General features: G+C 61.3%; 18 protein-coding genes. 5 read left to right on the top strand and 13 right to left on the bottom strand.

Going from position 1 to position 17,474, the window contains the following annotated elements:
* The first annotated feature begins 63 nt into the window (after positions 1-63).
* Positions 64-1,017 carry a LysR family transcriptional regulator gene (locus tag IEX57_RS02345; protein ID WP_188701923.1) on the top strand — a complete coding sequence of 318 codons (954 nt, stop codon included), beginning with the start codon at positions 64-66 and terminating at the stop codon, positions 1,015-1,017.
* Positions 1,018-1,069: 52 nt separating this feature from the next.
* Here the strand turns inward: IEX57_RS02345 and IEX57_RS02340 are convergent, their stop codons facing one another.
* The 3 genes from IEX57_RS02340 to IEX57_RS02330 form a co-directional block, all read right to left on the bottom strand.
* Entirely contained in the window at positions 1,070-1,522 is a 453-nt protein-coding gene (locus tag IEX57_RS02340) for a DUF2214 family protein (RefSeq protein ID WP_188701921.1), read from the bottom strand.
* A 60-nt stretch (positions 1,523-1,582) separates the two neighbouring features.
* The gene (locus IEX57_RS02335; protein WP_188701920.1) at positions 1,583-2,491 is read right to left on the bottom strand and encodes an alpha/beta hydrolase; all 909 of its coding nucleotides are present in this window, start codon (positions 2,489-2,491) and stop codon (positions 1,583-1,585) included.
* 64 nt (positions 2,492-2,555) lie between these two features.
* Positions 2,556-3,173 carry a TetR/AcrR family transcriptional regulator gene (locus IEX57_RS02330; RefSeq protein ID WP_188701919.1) on the bottom strand — a complete coding sequence of 206 codons (618 nt, stop codon included), beginning with the start codon at positions 3,171-3,173 and terminating at the stop codon, positions 2,556-2,558.
* Between the two features lie 195 nt (positions 3,174-3,368).
* Between IEX57_RS02330 and IEX57_RS02325 the strand changes: the two genes are divergently transcribed.
* Positions 3,369-4,220 carry a DMT family transporter gene (locus IEX57_RS02325; protein ID WP_188701918.1) on the top strand — a complete coding sequence of 284 codons (852 nt, stop codon included), beginning with the start codon at positions 3,369-3,371 and terminating at the stop codon, positions 4,218-4,220.
* Here IEX57_RS02325 and IEX57_RS02320 read toward each other — a convergent pair.
* On the bottom strand, positions 4,217-5,143 hold the full coding sequence (locus IEX57_RS02320; RefSeq protein ID WP_188701917.1) for a LysR family transcriptional regulator: 927 nt from the start codon (positions 5,141-5,143) through the stop codon (positions 4,217-4,219). The two genes, IEX57_RS02325 and IEX57_RS02320, sit on opposite strands and share 4 nt — an antisense overlap.
* A gap of 119 nt (positions 5,144-5,262) precedes the next feature.
* Between IEX57_RS02320 and IEX57_RS02315 the strand changes: the two genes are divergently transcribed.
* On the top strand, positions 5,263-6,372 hold the full coding sequence (locus IEX57_RS02315; protein WP_188701916.1) for an aldo/keto reductase: 1,110 nt from the start codon (positions 5,263-5,265) through the stop codon (positions 6,370-6,372).
* A gap of 113 nt (positions 6,373-6,485) precedes the next feature.
* On the opposite strand, the gene IEX57_RS02310 is transcribed toward IEX57_RS02315, so the two are convergent.
* Positions 6,486-7,271 (bottom strand): anti-sigma factor family protein, encoded by a 786-nt coding sequence (locus tag IEX57_RS02310; protein ID WP_188701915.1) that lies wholly within the window; start codon positions 7,269-7,271, stop codon positions 6,486-6,488.
* Positions 7,268-7,792: a sigma-70 family RNA polymerase sigma factor gene (locus tag IEX57_RS02305; protein WP_188701914.1), complete on the bottom strand. Its 525-nt coding sequence runs from the start codon at positions 7,790-7,792 to the stop codon at positions 7,268-7,270. Before IEX57_RS02305 ends, IEX57_RS02310 begins: the two co-directional genes overlap by 4 nt.
* A gap of 129 nt (positions 7,793-7,921) precedes the next feature.
* On the opposite strand from IEX57_RS02305, the gene IEX57_RS02300 reads away from it, so the two are divergent.
* On the top strand, positions 7,922-8,821 hold the full coding sequence (locus IEX57_RS02300) for a metallophosphoesterase family protein (RefSeq protein WP_188701913.1): 900 nt from the start codon (positions 7,922-7,924) through the stop codon (positions 8,819-8,821).
* Positions 8,818-9,174 (top strand): cupredoxin domain-containing protein, encoded by a 357-nt coding sequence (locus IEX57_RS02295; RefSeq protein ID WP_188701911.1) that lies wholly within the window; start codon positions 8,818-8,820, stop codon positions 9,172-9,174. Before IEX57_RS02300 ends, IEX57_RS02295 begins: the two co-directional genes overlap by 4 nt.
* Before the next feature lie 1,638 nt (positions 9,175-10,812).
* Here IEX57_RS02295 and IEX57_RS02290 read toward each other — a convergent pair.
* From IEX57_RS02290 to IEX57_RS02260, 7 genes are all read right to left on the bottom strand, one after another.
* A complete protein-coding gene (locus IEX57_RS02290; RefSeq protein ID WP_229708614.1) occupies positions 10,813-12,195 on the bottom strand; it encodes an efflux transporter outer membrane subunit in 1,383 nt (460 codons plus the stop codon).
* An 8-nt stretch (positions 12,196-12,203) separates the two neighbouring features.
* On the bottom strand, positions 12,204-14,174 hold the full coding sequence (gene macB / locus IEX57_RS02285; RefSeq protein ID WP_188701908.1) for a macrolide ABC transporter ATP-binding protein/permease MacB: 1,971 nt from the start codon (positions 14,172-14,174) through the stop codon (positions 12,204-12,206).
* A gap of 1 nt (position 14,175) precedes the next feature.
* Positions 14,176-15,369 carry a macrolide transporter subunit MacA gene (gene macA / locus IEX57_RS02280; protein ID WP_188701907.1) on the bottom strand — a complete coding sequence of 398 codons (1,194 nt, stop codon included), beginning with the start codon at positions 15,367-15,369 and terminating at the stop codon, positions 14,176-14,178.
* Between the two features lie 176 nt (positions 15,370-15,545).
* On the bottom strand, positions 15,546-15,938 hold the full coding sequence (locus tag IEX57_RS02275; protein ID WP_188701905.1) for an SRPBCC family protein: 393 nt from the start codon (positions 15,936-15,938) through the stop codon (positions 15,546-15,548).
* Positions 15,939-15,957: 19 nt separating this feature from the next.
* The gene (yfcF, locus tag IEX57_RS02270) at positions 15,958-16,593 is read right to left on the bottom strand and encodes a glutathione transferase (RefSeq protein WP_188701902.1); all 636 of its coding nucleotides are present in this window, start codon (positions 16,591-16,593) and stop codon (positions 15,958-15,960) included.
* A 27-nt stretch (positions 16,594-16,620) separates the two neighbouring features.
* Positions 16,621-17,073 carry a GNAT family N-acetyltransferase gene (locus IEX57_RS02265; protein ID WP_188701901.1) on the bottom strand — a complete coding sequence of 151 codons (453 nt, stop codon included), beginning with the start codon at positions 17,071-17,073 and terminating at the stop codon, positions 16,621-16,623.
* A 5-nt stretch (positions 17,074-17,078) separates the two neighbouring features.
* A complete protein-coding gene (locus IEX57_RS02260; protein ID WP_188701899.1) occupies positions 17,079-17,456 on the bottom strand; it encodes a 50S ribosome-binding protein YggL in 378 nt (125 codons plus the stop codon).
* Positions 17,457-17,474: the final 18 nt, after the last annotated feature.

The following is a 17,474-nucleotide window of genomic DNA, read 5'->3' as shown; positions in this document are numbered from 1 at the left end:
ACATATCACATTGAATAAATGGATATTTGTTGAACGAAAACGTTTCTGGATTGGTGCGCCGCAATGCTCAAACAATATTTCTATCAATCGTTGCTTCACCGCCTGCGCTACAAGCATTTGTTCTTGCTGGTGGCACTGGCAGACCATGGCAACCTGCATCAGGCCGCAGAAACGCTGGCCATGTCGCAACCGGCCGCAACGCGCATGCTGCAAGAGGTCGAAGCGTTTCTGGACTGCACCTTGTTTGAACGCCAGGCGCGTGGCGTGAAGCCGACCGAAGTGGGCGAAGAAATCATCCGCTTTGCCCGTACCACGCTGGGCGGCCTGCAGCGCACGGCAGACAGCCTGCAACTGTGGCAACAAGGCGGGTTTGGCCAGTTGATCATCGGCACCATCATGGGCGCCGCGCCAGACCTGGTGGCGCAATCGGTATCTGAACTGAAAACCCGCAAACCACTCTTGCGCATCCGCATCAAGGGCGAGACCAGTGATCAGCTGATTGAATTGCTGGAACAGGGCAAAGTGGATTTCGCCATTGGCCGGTTTTCAGAACTGAGCCAGCACAACTGGCTGGATTTCGAACCACTGGGCAATGAAGTGATGAAAGTCGTGGTGCGCAGCGGCCACGCGCTGGCCGGGCGAGAATCCGTCACGCTGGCTGAACTGGCCAACTGGCCTTGGGTGCTGCAGCCGCTGGCCAGCCCCGCGCGGCAGGTGCTGGAGCGCGAATTTGAACACAATCACAGCGCCACCCCGCAGAACACGGTGGAGTGCGATTCCATCTTTGCCACGCTGCAACTGGTACAGCGAAGCGATGCCGTGACCGCGCTGGCCGAACCGGTCTTGCGCGATCACCTTTACGCCAAACTGCTGGTGGCGCTGCCGCTCAACATCGGGCAGAACCTGGCGCCCTATGGTTTGCTGACGCGCAAGGGCGAGAGCTTGTCCGGGATCGGGCTGGAGTTTGTAGAGATTGTGCGGCGGATGGCGCTCAATGCGCGGGTGGCACAGGTTTAAGATAGCCTGGGTGGGCAACCACCCATGCATGCCAGCCAGAGCAAGCCGATGGCTAAATCATGATTCCGCGGGCCATGGCGGCCGCGCACAACACCATGGGCACCAGCAAGAACAACTGCACATAGCTGATCTGCGATAACTTTGCGGCCACCGCCAGATTAAGCGTCACATCCCCTTTGGCACGCCCGATCCGCCAGCGTAGCAGGGTGATCATGGGGAAAATCTCCAGCAGGAAAATCAGCACCAGACAGGCCATCTTGATATGGAAAAAGGGCTGGTGCCCGTAATACAGCGTGCCTTTTTCAAACCCGCCAAACGCGCGCGTCAGGCCGGTGAGCACAAGCACCAGCGCGCTGATCCCCCACAAAGAATCCGCCAGAAAGGCTTCGGGCAGATCAAGCTGCTTTACCGGTTTGCCCAGAAAGCGCGCGCGGCTGTAGATAGCGGCAAACGCCAGGCCCACGCCCAGCAGATGGATAACGGCAAGCACCCAGCTTGAGACCATGGCACACATTCCCCGTTTGAATGGCTGAATGGTAGACCACTTTTGCCGGGTGCCCGGCGTTTATGGCGTGGCCGTGCGCGTGAGAAAAGCCACGGCCGCGTTCACGCTGGCCTGATCTTTCAGGATCTTCAGATGCCCCAGCGTGTTGCTGGTGCGCAGGGCCGCGCCGGGCCAGCGGGCGACCAGCGCCTCACCCTGGGCGACGGATACTTTGTCGTCGTCCAGATCATGCAGGACCAACAAGGGCGTGGTGAGATCGCCAGCCAGTGCCACGGGTTCCACTTCATCAAAACCCAGGCAGTAGCGGGCTTCCATGCGCGTGATCATGCGCTGGATCAGTCCTTGCGATACGCCGGTGCGGTTGCGCACGGCGTCCCACAAGGCGCCAAACTGCGTCATGGGGCCGACAAACACGGCACGCGGAATATGCAAACCGCGTGAGAGCGCATAGGTGGTACCGGCCGCGCCAAACGAATGGGCGATCACGCCGTGTACCGCATCGTGCCCGGCGCGACGGGCCATTTCTTCCAGCGCTTCATGAAAATGCGGCAAGGCCACCTGCGCCCGCGGGGAATCGCCGTGGCCCGGCACATCGACCGCCAGCACGCGGTAACCGGCCGCCAGCAAGGGCTCGACCATGCCGCTCATGTGGCCGGCATGCCCGCCCCAACCGTGCAGCAACAAAACGGCCGGCGCGGTGGCCTCGCCCCACTCGTAGCCGCGCATGATTTCGCCACGGACATGGCTTTGCCAGCGCCGCGCGGTAGCAAGGACGGCAGCTTCTTCAGCGCGCAAGCGCGTGCGCGGTGGAGTGGTGAACAGGTGTTGCAATACGCCAGCCGCTGCCTGAGGCGATACCGCGCTGAGTGCCGACAAACCGGTTTTTACCCATTTCGGCGCGGGTGGTTCATAAGAACGACCGGTCGTGCTTTTTTGTGTCTTCGCAAAGGCAACATCAGGCTGGTTCATGATCAGGCTCCGAAAGTGGACAAGGCTGGTTTTTGTGGTGATCTGAAAGCGGTGATCGGGTTGATCAGGCCGGGCGTACTGCCAGCACCTCAGGCTGACGGTAAGAGCGCAACAAGCGCTTGAAGGCCTGGCGCGCACGCGCTTCGGCTTGCGCCTCGCCCATCAGTTTGTGGGCATGCTGGAACACCATGACAATGCCGACAAACTCAAAGGCAAACTGGCCGGGATCACAATCCGGCCGGAATTCGCCCTCGGTAATGGCTGTGGCCGCCACGCGTGCCACAGAGCCGCCGAACTCGCGCCAGCAATTAACCAGCACGTCGCGGATTTCGCCGGGGCGATCGTCGTATTCATGCGCCAGCGCCATGAAAATGCAGGAACCCTGGCTGGCCTGGCCGCGTATCCACGCCAGGTAACGGTCAAACAAGCCATTCAGGCGCGACAAACCCCGCGGCAAGGCCACAGCGGGCGCCATGACTTCTGCCACAAAGCGTTCACGCGCCAGTTCCAGCACCGCCAGTTGCAGCGCTTCTTTGGATTTGAAATGCGCAAACAGCCCGCTTTTGGAAATCTCCATGCTGGTGGCAAGGCCGCCCAGGCTCAGGCCTTCAAGGCCCACCTGCCCCGCCAGCATCAGCGCGTGCTCGATAATGTCTTGCCGTTTCTGTTCGCCTTTTCCCATGTGCTGAAAATTAGCACGATCGGTCGTTTTATACAAACTGCATAAACGGGTCAGTTGCCAGACGGTCATCCGGCCCTTTTGCGGCTTTTTACGACAGATCAGCCCGGCGGCTTTAATGACATGTGAATCACTGCCAGAATGGGCCGACAAAATAGTACGAAAACCAATCGTCCGATTCTGCGAGTGAGCTTTTCCATGTCCCCTGCCCGCGTGTTTGTGCTCACGCTGTTTGCCATGGTGGCGTTTGCCGGCAACTCCATCCTGTGCCGCCTGGCGCTGAAACAAACCGGCATTGATCCGGCCAGCTTCACCATGATCCGCATTGCCTCAGGCGCGTTGGTGCTGCTTATGCTGATGTATTTGCGGAGGCAGCGACCGCGACCATCCCTTAAAGGCAATCTGGCCTCGTCGCTGGCGTTGTTTGTCTACGCGGCGGGGTTTTCTTATGCGTACGTCAATCTGCCGGCCGCGGCGGGTGCGTTGATCCTGTTTGGCGCAGTGCAGATCAGCATGATTGGTTATGGCTTGTGGCGCGGCGAACGCCTCGCGCCCGTTCAGTGGCTGGGCGTGCTGCTGGCGGCGGCCGGCGTGATCGGCCTGATGCTGCCGGGCTTGTCGGCACCGCCGTTGTTTTCATCGCTGCTGATGATTGCGGCGGGCGTGGCCTGGGGCGTTTATTCACTGCGCGGACGCGGCGCGGGCGATCCAGCCGCCGTCACCGCAGGCAACTTTTTGCGCGCTACGCCCGTTGCCGTGGGCTGCTGGATCATCGTCTTGCAGCACACCCATTTTGATACGCCAGGCGTGCTCTACGCGCTGGCCTCCGGCGTGATTACCTCTGGCCTGGGTTATGCCTTGTGGTACCGCGTGCTGCCCGCACTGGCGGCAACCAGCGCGGCCATTGTGCAGTTGTCGGTGCCGGCCATTGCTGCCGTCGGTGCGGTGCTGTTTCTGAACGAGCCACTGGGCCTGCGGCTAGTGCTGGCGTCCGTTGCCATTCTGGGCGGGATTGTGCTGGTGATTTTGAACCGCCGCCCCGCTGCCTAGCGCGCCGGCGGCTGGTTGGCGTGCTGGAACCAGTCGATAAACACGCGCAATTTGCGTGGCATCAAGGCGCGGTTGGGGTAGTACAGAAAGAAACCGTCAAACGGCGCGCACCAGTCATCCAGCACGCGTTCCAGCACACCGCTGGCCAGATCCGCTGCGATCACGTCTTCGGTAATGTGGACAATGCCCAGCCCCAGGCGCGCGGCATCGACCATATCGTAAATGTCGTTGTAGACCAGGCGCCCGGCCAGATCGATTTCAAACTCGCGCCCGTCGCGGGTGAACTCCCACGCGTACAACCGGCCGCTGGTCACAAAGCGGTAGCGCAGGCAGTTGTGCGTAAACAGGTCTTCCGGCACCTGCGGCCGGCCGTGCCTATCCAGATAATCCGGCGTGGCCGCTACGGCAATACGCCGGTTGCGGCCAATACGCGCCGCGACCATATCCCGCGCCACGCTCTCGCCAAAGCGGATGCCGGCGTCAAAACTTTCCCCCACGATATCGCTCAGGCCTTCATCCAGCCGGAACTCCACCCGCAAATCCGGATAGGCCGCCATAAAGCCGGCCAGGTACGGCGCAACGATAATGCGGTACGCCAGGCGCGGCAGGTTGATGCGCAAGGTGCCGGCCGGTTGGTCGCGCAAATCTTCCAGATCAATCAGCGCCGCTTCGATCTGCGCCAGCCCTGGCGTCACGCCTGATAACAGGCGCATGCCGGCTTCGGTCACGCTGACCCGCCGTGTGGTGCGGTTCAGCAAGTGAATGCCGGTGCGGGCCTCCAGGTTGCGGATGGTCTGCGACAAGGCAGAGGGCGATACGCCCATTTCATCCGCGGCCTTGCTGAAGTTGCCGTGGCGCGCCACCCGTTCAAAAGCCAGCAAGGCTGGCAACTGGGTTGGATCGATCTTTAAGTTTTGCTTCATGGTTCATCAACCTTAAAGGCATTTTTCTTCACAATAAAGCAGACCAGAATGACTTCCGTCAACACCCGATACCCCGACGGCAACACCGCCACCGGGACCACTTTCTGGAGAATCCGATCATGAGTAACGCCACTTATCACTTGCTGGGTCGTTCTGGTCTGCGTGTCAGCCCGTTCTCGCTGGGAACCATGACTTTTGGTACCGAATGGGGCTGGGGAACCGAACGTGATGTCGCTAAAAGCCTGTTTGATGTGTACCTGGAACATGGCGGCAATTTTATTGATACCGCCGACCTGTACACCGGCGGCACCAGCGAAACCTGGACAGGCGAATTCATTGCCGAGCGTGGCGTGCGTGATCGCATGGTGATCGCCACCAAGTACGCTTACAACGCCGAACCGGGCAACCCCAACGCCGGCGGCAATCACCGCAAGAACCTGATGCGTGCGCTGGAAGGCTCGCTCAAACGCCTGAATACGGATTACATCGACCTGTATTACCTGCACACCTGGGATCGCGTCACGCCGGTAGAAGAAGTCATGCGCACCATGGACGACGCGGTACGTGCTGGCAAAATCCGCTACGTTGGTTTGTCCGACACGCCGGCCTGGTACGCCGCCAAAGCGCAGACACTGGCGCAATGGCGCGGTTATGAACCAGTGGCAGCCATGCAGCTGGAATACTCGATGATCGAGCGCAATGCCGAACTGGAGTTCTCTGATCTGGCCGTGGAAAGCGGCATGGGTCTGGTGGCGTGGAGCCCGCTGGCCATGGGTTTGCTGAGCGGCAAATACAAGCCCAGCCAGGGCGGCCAGTTTGGCGATGGCCGTTTGCAGGTGACCTCCGCCGGCGGCAAGGCTTCACCGGGTTTCGACAAACTCACCCCGCGCAATTTCGGCATCGTGGCCGAGCTGGAACGCGTCGCGCAGGAAATCGACCGCCCGATGGCACAAGTGGCGCTGAACTGGCTGTATCACCGCAAAGGTATGAGCAGCGTGATTGTGGGCGCCACCAGACCGGCGCAACTGCAAGAGACCATGCGCTCGCTGGAGTTCACCATTCCGGCCGAACAACTGGCGCGCCTTGATGCCATCAGCGAACCGGCCCGGCCCTTCCCGTATTACATGTTTGCCGACAACCACCAGCACCGCATTCACGGCAATGTGCCGGTGGCAAGTCAACCGGCCAGCTATGCGCCGGCCACGGTGGTACCGGTTGCGTCGGAATAGCAGGACGGGGGCGTTCGCCCCTTTTCTACTGAAGCGTCATTTCTGCACAAGCAGGAATGACGCATTGAAGAGGCGCTACAACCCCGCCTGATCCAGCGCACTGCCGGCACGCCCTACCCCGGCGCGCCGGCCTTTTGCAGCAAGCCTGCAAAGCGCTGCAGGTCAGTACCATTCAGATCAGACACCGCCCACATATTCATGCCTTCTTGCTGCCAGCCCAGAATCTGGTAGCCCTGCCGGGTTTGCAGCGTCACGCCGGTGGCGGGTTTGCCGCTGGCCGGCCAGGCGTAGACCTCGATCACGTGCAGCCGGTAGCGGTAATTGAGCACGGCCACCGGCCGTTGCTGCAGGTAATCCAGCCGCCCCCCGGCCAGCGGAAAACCATCTGCCACCAGATCATGCACCGGCGGGGAAAAATCCAGCTTGCCGGCAAACCAGGGTTTGACGGTGTGCTGATCCGTGCTGATCACGTCCGACAGATGATCCACCTGCAACGCACGGATATGGCCGGACAACAGCGCCTGGGTGAGCGTGTCTTGCTGCGGCTGCCACAGCGGCAACAACACAAACATCAGCGCCGCACCCGCCAGCAAACCACCCAGGCCGGTCACGCCTGGCCAGAACCAGCCGCGTTTGGGTTCCGGCCGCGGCGTGGTGCGGGGCAGCGGCACGCTGGTATGCGCCGGGCCGATACTGGCCGCCAGTTGCGCCGCCAAGCCTGGCGGCACGGGCGTCACGGCATCACGCTGAATCCAGGTGCTCATGGCCAGCAAAGATGCGTAGGCTTCGCGGCAGGTTTCGCAATCGTTCAGATGCGTGCGGATCAGCGCGGCTTCGTCTTGCGGCAGTTCATCATCAATCAGCGCGGACAAACGCGTCTGGATATCGTCGTGGTTCATCGCGTTGTTCCTGGTTGGGCGGCACCCAGCAATTGGGCCAGCTGGCTACGGGCGCGGGACAGGCGGGACATCACCGTGCCTGGCGGCAGGCCAGTCAGCGTGGCGATTTCCTCATACGAGCATTCGGCCAGTTCACGCAGCACGATCATCTCCCGGTACGCCACCGGCAATTGCCGCAGGGCTTGCTCCAGCACGCGGCGGGCGTCAGCGCGGGCGGCCAGGATTTCCGGATTGAAGCGCCAGTCCACCGCATCCGGGCCGGCTTCATCCAGCGGCTCTGTCTCTGGCCGCGCCGCCACGCTGTCATAAAACGCATTGCGCACAATCGCCAGCAGCCACGCGCGGGCGTCCTCGGCGGTGCCGTTGAAGCCATCAAAATAACGCCAGGCGCGCAACCAGGCCTCTTGCACCACCTCTTGCGCCTGCGCGTCATTACGCGCCAGCCAGCGCGCCAGTTGCCAGACGCGGTTCAGATGGGGCAAGGCCAGTTGCTCAAAGCGGGTCTTTTTATCGGGTGGCATGGGGGCGTTCATGCTGTGTTAACTGCCGGGCGGGCAGTTTTATTTCACCTTGCGCGGAATATTTGTTCCGCGCAGCCGGTTACCGCAATCAAGAGCGATGGGCTCTGCTCAGAAGCAAAGGTGAAAAACATGGAAAACGCAATCAACCGGCGCAGTTTTCTCAAGCTCGCCGGTCTGGGAAGTGTGGTGCTGGTGACAGGCTGTGCCGGCATGGGCAAAGGCAGCCAGCAAGCCAGTAGCGACTTTTACTTTGTGCAGCTGACTGACACGCACTGGGGTTTCAAAGGCCCGGCCGTGAACCCGGACAACACCGGCACGCTGCCCAAGGCCATTGCCGCCGTCAACGCGCTCAACCCGCCGCCGGATTTTGTCGTGTTCACGGGCGACCTGACCCACATCAGCGAAGACCCCGCCGTACGCCGCCAGCGCATGCAGGAATTCAAAACCATGGCCGCACAGATCACGGTGCCAGTGGTGCATTACATGCCCGGCGAGCACGATGCCTCGCTCGATAACGGCGCGGTATTCCAGGAATTCTTCGGCGCCACGCATTACACCTTTGATCACAAAGGCGTGCATTTCATCGTGCTGGATAACGTAAGCGACCCGCACGCCAAAGTGGGCGACGCGCAGCTGCAATGGCTGGCGGACGACCTGGCCCGACAACCGCACGACGCGCGCATTATCGTCTTCACCCACCGGCCCCTGTTTGACCTCTACCCGCGCTGGGACTGGGCCACCACCGATGGCGACAAGGTCCTGGCCGTGCTGGAACCTTATGCCAATGTGACCGTGTTCTACGGCCACATCCACCAGGAACACCATCACCTGACCGGCCACATTGCGCACCACGCCGGCCAGGGCTTGATGTTTGCCCTGCCCGCGCCCGGATCACAACCCCAGCGCACGCCGGTACCCTGGAACGCCGCCGCCCCCTATCACGGTCTGGGTTTCAGGGAAGTGACCGAACCTGCCGCCGCCGTGATGCCGGTGTTGCATGAACTGCCGGTACAGGGGGCTTGGTCATGACCACACGACGCGCCTTCTTGCGCGGCAGCTTTGCCGCATTGTCTGCCGGAGCGCTGACTACGCTGGTGGCCGCGGCTGAGCCCAAAGTGGTACGCATCAGCGCCAGGCGCTTTGTGTACACGCCAGCGACCGTGCCCATCCCGGCCGGGCAAGCCGTGGTGCTGGAGATCACGGTGAGTGATGTGGTGATGGGGTTCAACTTGCCTGATCTGAAACTGCGCACGGATCTGGTACCCGGGCAGACGGCCCGGATCAACCTGCCGCCGTTACCGCCGGGGGAGGTGGTGTTTTTGTGTGATGTGTTTTGCGGGAGTGGGCATGAGGATATGAGTGGGGTTTTGAAGGTGGGGTGAGGGGATGGGCGAAGCCTGAAGCAAATTCGTCTGGGGGGTTCCCTGGCTTTAGGGGCGCCAGGGGGGCATTGAACCGCTGTTAGCGCCTTGCGGCGCGGGTTTAAAGGCGTTTTGATACCGGCGGTGGCCGGAGCACGTTACTTTCTTTGCTTCGCCAAAGAAAGTAACCAAAGAAAGGCGACCCCAGCCCTGCGGCCCTCCGGGCTTCCCTCGGTTGGTCGGGAGCCATGGGTCTCCCTCCACGCCCTCGGCGCTGGGCTTTAATGGGGGAGGAAAGTCAAAAGCAACTGCAACTGCAACTGCAACTGCAACTGCAACTGCGAAACCTAAACCAACAGCCAAAGCAACGACAACGACAACGACAACGACAACGACAACGACAACGACAACAACACTGGCGCGGACCCAGTCTCAGTAGTAGTGGTGAAAGTGGCAGTGGCAGTGGCAGTGGCAGTGGCAAATTCAACACGCATCCCACTGACTCGTCATTCCGGCGAAGGCCGGAATCCAGCTGCGATGCATGCAGGCTCTAGGAGGAAAGCACGAGGCCACGGAAAGCAGCCCGTTGGGCTGCGGACTGGATTCCGGCCAAGGGAGCCGCCGAGGTCCGGAATGACGAAGTGGCGGGGTAAGCCAATCATTCTTGCAAACCCGTAGGGTGGATTCGCGAAGCAATCCACCGTTGCGATAGTGGATTGTCGCTCCGCTCCAAATCCACCCTACAAAACCTGCACCCAATGACCTGGCGCTAGTGTTGATTGCCGTTGCCGTTGCCGTTGCCGTTGCCGTTGCCGTTGCCGTTGCCGTTGCCGTTGATTTTCGGGGTTGCTGTTGCTTTTGACGTTGGGCCCCTTTGACTGCGCCGAGCATCGCAGCGAAGTCCGGGGTTTCGGCGTAAGGGTGTTTGAGGGCTTTAGCCCGAGTTCCCTGGAGCCAGCCGGACTTTGCGAGAAGCGCAGGGAACCCGAAGGGCGCAGTCGCAGGGGTCGCCTTTTCTTTGGGTACTTTCTTTTGGCGACCCAAAAGAAAGTGCCTTGCTGTCGGGCAACCCCCGACATGTAAAACAACCGCGCCGTCAGGCGCTAACACACACCGCTATGGTGGATTGTCGCTCCGCTCCAAATCCACCCTACAAAATCTATACTCGGGTGACCTTGTTTTGGTGTTGGTGTTGGTGTTGGTGTTGGTGTTGGTGTTGGTGTTGGTGTTGGTGTTGGTTGCCGTTGCCGTTGATTTTCGGGGTTGCCGTTGCCTTTGACGTTGGGCCCCTTTGACTGCGCCGAGCATCGCAGCAAGGCGCGGGGTTTCGGCGGAGGGGTGTCTGAGCGAAGCGAGTTCCCGTAGCCAGCCGCGCCTTGCGAGAAGCACAGGGAACCCCGAAGGGGCGCAGTCGCAGGGGTCGCCTTTCTTTTGGGTACTTTTCTTTGGCGATCCAAAGAAAAGTACCGTGCTCCGGGCACCCCCGGTATCAAAACCACCGCGCCGCAGGCGCTAACAAAACGGGTTCTCGCCAGAGAACGGAGCCGTTCCGGCTCCAGACTGGATTCCGGCCTCCGCCGGAATGACGATCCAGCGGCACAAGCAATTACAAATCAATCACCAACATCCCGGCCAGGATCAATACCCTCTCCCACCCCATCACAAAGCAGCAGCCTCCCCGCCCAGCGCCTTGTATAGCGTCATCAGATTCACCAACTGGTTATACCGGTTCTCATCCAGGCTAATCTGCGCACTACGCCGTGTCTCTTGCTGGTCCAGCCAGTCCTTCACCCCCGTCTGCCCAGCCCGATAACGCGTTTCCGCCAGTTTCTCGGCCTTTACTGCGGCGTCATAGGCGATCTGCCGCTGCTCGCCTTCTGCCATGTACTGCGTGCGGGCGGAGAGTGCGTTTTCAACGTCAGACAGCGCGGAGTACAAGGTCTGGCGGAAGTTGACCACGGCTTCTTCGTACTGGGTTTGCGAGACCTTGATCGTCAGTTGCGTGGTGTTCCACTGAATGAACGGCAAGGTCAGACCTGCGCCCAGGGTGCCGATGGGGTTTTTCAGCACGTCGACCAGGGTGGTCGTGGATGTGCCCACGCTGCCGGTCAGACTGAAAGTCGGGTAAAAGCTGGCGCGGGTGGCGTCGACGTTGGCCAGGCTTTCGCGCAAGCGGGCCTCGGCGGCGCGCAGGTCCGGGCGGCGGCCCAGCACGTCGGCGGGGACGCCGGCGGGGACTTCGGGCAGCGGGCCAGCTGGCAGTGCGTCGCGTTCGGTTTCGCGGTTTTCCGGGGCCTGGTTGAACAGGATGGCGAGTGCGTTGCGGGCTTCTTCGCGCTGTTGCAAAAGGCTGGTCAAAGACGCTTTCTGGCTGGCCAGGTTCTGGATGGATTGCGCTTCATCCAGCCCGCTCGACTGCCCGGCCTGGTGCTGCACCTGGACCAGATCAAGCGTGTGCTGGGCGTAGTCGATGCTTTGCTGTGCCGAGACCACGCGCTGGTTCAGGTAGCCAATCTGCCAGTACAACTGCGCAGTGGTGCCGATGAGGGCAAGTGCGGTGTTCTGGCGGTCCAGTTCCGTGGCTTTGGCCTCCCAGGCCGACACATCGCGCAGTGCAGAAAGATGCCCCCAGAGGTCCACTTCGTAGCTTAAGGAAACCGTAGCGCCCACGGTCCGGGTGCTGGCGCCGCCGTGTTGCAGGTCTTTGGCAGCGCTGGCGTTCACGCCTGCAGTCACATTCGGCGTGAGGTTGGTGTCGGTCAGGTTGGCTTGCAGCTGCGCGGCGCGCACTTTGAGCGTGGCAGCCGCCAGATCATTGTTGGTCCGCAGCGCTTTGTCGATCAGGGCATTGAGTTGCGGATCATTAAAGCTGTGCCACCACGGGTCTTGCGCGGCCACGGCGCTGCCGGTGGTGACCGGGCCGGTCCATTGCGCCGGGACGCTGGTTTGCGGCGACTGGTAATCGGTGCGCGCCAGATTGCCGCAGCCTGCCAGGCCCAGGGCCAGCAAAGCGGCGGTGAGTGCGGTAAGGGGTTGTTTCATGTGCTTCATCATTCGCGCGCCAGGGCTTCGATCGGGTCCAGCCGCGCCGCGTTGCGGGCGGGCATGAAGCCAAAGATCACGCCAATCAGGGTGGAACACACGCAGGCCGCCACGATGGAGCCCACGGAAAATTTCATCGACATGGCCGAGACAAACAGGCTGAACACAAAGCCGATGCCAAAGCTGAGCAACACGCCAATCACGCCGCCCATCAGGCACACCAGTACGGCCTCGATCAGGAACTGTTGCAGGATATCGTCCTGGCGCGCGCCCACGGCCATGCGGATGCCGATCTCATGCGTGCGTTCGGTCACCGACACCAGCATGATGTTCATCACGCCAATGCCGCCCACCACCAGCGAGATCACCGCAATGGCAGAGATCAGCAGCGTCAGCGTGCCGGTGGTTTTTTCCACCGTTTTCAGGATGCTGTCGGATGAATTGGTGAAGAAATCCTGGGTACCGTGGCGCAGCGTCAGCACCTTGGTCAGGCTTTGTTCGGCCAGGTCGTTCGGCAGGCCGTCACGCACGCGCACGGTGATGCTGTTGAAATACTGCTGCCCCAGCAAACGCCCCATGGCCGTGGTGTACGGAATGAACACCTGCAGGTTGGAGTTGCTGCCAAACGCGCTTTCTTTTTTCTCTGCCACGGCCACCACGGTACACGGCAGCGAGCCGACCAGAATCACCTTGCCGACCGGGTTTTCCCAGGACTTGAACAGCTTGTTGCGGGTGTTGTCATCAATGACGGCGGTTTGCGCCTGGCGGGTGACTTCGGCTGTGCCAAAGGCCTGGCCGCTGGCCATTTTCATGTCGCGCACGCGGAAATACTGCTCGCCCACGCCGCTGACCGATGACGTCGCCGTCACGTTGCCATAACGCAGTGTCTGGCTGCCCGATACGGTCGGCGTCACGCTATCGATAAAGAATTGCGATTGCAGCACCGCCAGATCGCTCGGGGTGAGGGTCTGGATGGAACTTGCCTTGTCATCGCCCCAGCCTTTGCCCGGGTAGACATCGATGGTGTTGGTGCCGATGGAACTGATGTCGTCGATCACTTTTTGCCGCGCGCCCTGCCCCAGCGCCACCACCGACACCACCGACGTAATGCCGATAATGATGCCCAGCATGGTCAACAGCGTGCGCATGCGGTGCGTCATCATGGCAATCCACGCCATCTTGAACGCTTCGCCAAAACGGCCCCAGTTGGCGTGCAGCAGGTTCTGTTTTCTGGCGAGCGGCTTATCCAGCGTTTCACGCGGCAGGCTGTGTTGCTCGTGCACATTGGGCCGATCGGCAATGACTTCGCCATCGCGCAGTTCAATGATGCGCTCGGCGTTGTTGGCCACGCTCATGTCGTGCGTGACCAGAATCACGGTATGCCCGCGCTGATGCAGTTCGCGCAGGATGGCCATGACTTCTTCGCCGCTGCGGCTATCGAGCGCGCCGGTCGGTTCATCGGCCAGGATCACATCGCCACCGTTCATGAGCGCGCGGGCGATACTCACGCGCTGCTGCTGGCCGCCAGACAACTGGCTGGGCCGATGCAAGGTGCGGTCGGTCAGGCCGAGGCGTGACAACAATGCGCGCGCGCGTTCGCGGCGCTGCGTTTTGTCGGTGCCGGCGTACACAGCGGGGATTTCAACGTTCTCTTCGGCCGACAGATGCGGCAGCAGGTGATAACGCTGGAAGATGAAACCGAAGTATTCGCGCCGCAGCGTGGCCAGATCGTCGGTTTGCAGTTCGCGCGTTTCACGTCCGGCCACCTGATAGCTGCCGCTGGAGGGGCGATCCAGACACCCCAGAATGTTCATCAGCGTGGATTTACCCGAGCCGGACTGCCCGACAATCGCCACCATTTCACCGGCGTTGATCGTCAGGTTGATGTCCTTGAGCACGGTGACTTCTTCTTCCCCGGCGGGAAAGCGCCGCTCCAGATGCGTCAGTTGCAGGAGCGGACGGGCTGGTGTCGTGCTCATGTCAGTGCCCCGGCGGCGGGCCGCGATGCTCGTCGTCGCTGGCCGTTTTGAGCGTGGTGGTATCGCCCACGATCACTTTCTCGCCTTCGGCAAGGCCGCTGAGTACTTCGACATTCACATTGTTGTTCAGGCCGGTTTTGACGTGGCGGGTTTCCGGCAGGCCGTTCTTGCCCAGCACGCGCACTTCAGAACTGCCATCCGGCGCTTTCTTGCCCAGCGCGGTCACCGGGATCGCCAGCGCGTGTTTGACCTCGCCCTGCACAATGGATACCTGCGCGGTCATGTTGGTCTTGAGCACGTGGCCGGGGTTGGGCACATCAAACAGGCCGTTGTAATACACCGCGCTGCTGGACGACGTGCTGGTCGTGGTGGTGGTGCTTTCAGAACTGATGGATTCCGGTGCGGGTTCAATCGCCCGCAGCTTGCTTTCAAACTTCTTGTCCTGCGCGCCCAGAATGGTGAAATACACCGGCTGGCCCGGTTTGACGCGCACCACGTCCGCTTCGGAAATCTGCGACTTGATGGTCATGGTGTCCAGATTGGCCATGATCAGGATGGTCGGCGCCGATTGCGCAGACACCACGGTCTGGCCTTCCTGGGTCACGATCGAGATGATCTCGCCATCCATGGGCGCGGTAATGCGCGTGTACCCCAGGTTGGCCTTGGCGGTATCGACATCCACACCCGATTGCTTGATCTGCGCATCCAGCGCCGCCAGATCGGCCTTGGTGGAATCCACCTGCGCCTGGGCGCTTTCCAGATCAGCGCGCGCGCTGGCGTCGTTGGCAATCATGGTTTGCTGGCGTTGCAATGCCAGTTCGTACTGCTTGAGCAAAGCCTGCTTCGAGGCCTTTTGCGCCACCACGTTGTTCAGCCCGGCCTCGGCCTTGCGCAGGTCGTTCTCTTGCAGCACGGGGTCGATCTCGGCCAGCAACTGGCCTTTGCTCACACGCTCGCCCAGCACCACCTTGAGCGATTTCAACTGACCGTTGACCTGCGCACCCACGCTGACTTGCTTGATCGGCTTGATGGTCCCGCTGGCCAGCACGCTGTCTTCCAGATCCATGCGGGACACCGGCGTGGTCAGAAACTGCGGTTTGGGCGGCTTGAACAGCACGCGGCTGAGGGCAAACAGGGCAACAAGCACCACAAGCCCGATCACGATGATGCGGGTGGTTTTTCTGGATAGTTTCATGTTCTGTGAATTGGCTCAGGGCCATCGGTTGACTGCGGCATGATACCTGCGTGCCGTGTTATTGGGCTGCGAAATGCTGACGCAGCCCCACGCGAAATGTAGCGCTACCGATTTGATACATACAAGGCGACATATACCGCCCCGCTTTGGCGATCACCACCGCCGCCCTGCCGGCTTCAACGCGTCAGCACCGCCTGCAATTGCGTCAGGTCCTTGCGCACCCAGTTCTGGTCGCGCTGCCAGATTTCCTCTGTCATGCCCGGCTGGCGGAACAGGGTGATCAGCACTTCTGCGCCATCCACATTGGCAATCACGCGCATGGGGACATGCACGGGCGACTGGCCCGGCGGGATGACGGTGTGATCGAGCACGCCGTAGTCGTTGCGGGGCGAGAAATCCACCGCCAGCTCGCCTGACGGGCTTTGCACGTACCACACGCCATTGGCCTGGCGGATGCCACTGGCCAGGCCCGTGGCCCATTGCGGCCAGTTGTCCGGGTCTGCCAGAAAGGCGTAGACCTCGATCGCGGAGCGGTTGATGCTGACTGAAAAGGTGAGCGCAGGAAGCATGCCACGGGCCTCTGATGGCTTAGTTGGTACGCAGGTTCAACCACTTGCGCACAGCGGGTCTTTCCCATTGCGCCACGGCGTAACGCCGCAGTTTTTCCGGGACTTCATCGCCGTTGCGCACCAGCCGGTTGAGCATCAGCGCCAGATCGGTATCGGCAATGCACCAGGTGTCGAACAAGCTGGTTGCGCCATCCGGGATCAGTTTGTCGGCCACATCAAACAGTTTTTCGACGGCGTCGGTGGCTTCAAACGACAGCGGTGTGGTGTTGGGCTGGATAAACACCACTTCGGTCGAGCGCTCGTAACGCAGCGGCAACAGGTCACTGCGCAGCCAGGCTTGTACCTGGCGGGCGCGGGCGCGCTCCAGCGGGTGTTGTGGCAGCAGCGCGGCAAAATCGGGCGCCGGAAAGGTGTCTTCCAGAAATTCGATAATCGCGGAGGATTCAGACAAGGTGAAATCACCGGCTTGCAGCATGGGCACGCGCGCGGTGAGCGAGTTGCTGCGGTAGGTCGGCGCGTAGTGCGCGCCCTTGTCCAGGTCGACACTGACCAGCGAGAACGGCAAGCCTTTCTCATGCAGGCCGACAAAGACGCTCATGGCATAGGGGCTGAGGAAAGCCGCGTCGGTATACAGGGTGATGGGGGCTTCAGACATGGCAGGGTTTCCAGGCTAGGTGGCAAGTCAGGATTGGATGATCAAGGCCGGGCGCTGATAAAACAGGTCTACCCCGTCCTGGCGCAATTGCACAAAACCATGGCGTTCATAAAAGCGCGTGGCGTCGCTTTCGATCAGTACTTCCAGTCGCACTGGCAGGCCGGCGGCATCGGCCTCGTCCAGAATCTGGCGCAATACCGCAGAGCCAAGGCCGTGGCCGCTCAGGCCGGGAAGCAGATAGAGGTTCTGCAGATAAAAACCGCCCTCTTCCCGGATCAGGCAGAAAAACCCGGCGCACTCGCCATCGACCAGAATCAGCTGCGTTTGACCCGGCCGGAACTGATTCCGGAAACGCTGGCGCGCGCGGGTGTCGTCAAAGCGGCCAATGCGTTCCAGGCTGGGCCGCATGGCCCGCACCCGGATTTCACACAGGTCTTCCAGGTCAGCGGCGCTGACCGCCTGAGTGGCAAACGCCGGCATGTTGATCAGGCCAGCCAGCCGTGCCAGACATCCACAAGGCCTTCGGCCTCTGCGCTGGCCACATCGCTGCGGGCCTTGAGCCAGGCCACAAGGGCATCACGGTCAGCGTCGCCCAGCGAGCCACGCGCGGCCTTGCACACAAAAGCCGAGGTCTCTGCCAGTGGCAGACGGCCACCCAGCCCGCCCAGCATCCAGCCGCGGCTGTCGGCGTAATCCAGGGTGTCGTTGATAAACGCGGTCAGCGCGGCATCATCCAGCGCGGCCTTGAAGGTGATGTGGACATCAAAACCCAGCTCCTGGAATTCTGCGACGTGCAGCTTTTTGCGCTGACGGGTGTTGAGCTTGCTGATGCGGCGGCGTGATACGGCGTCGAGTGCGGACACAGGGAAAACCTCTGAGGA

Origin of the sequence: Silvimonas iriomotensis (assembly GCF_014645535.1) — a bacterium.
GTDB classification, from domain to species: Bacteria; Pseudomonadota; Gammaproteobacteria; order Burkholderiales; family Chitinibacteraceae; genus Silvimonas; species Silvimonas iriomotensis.
This window is presented reverse-complemented; position numbering and strand designations above follow the sequence as displayed.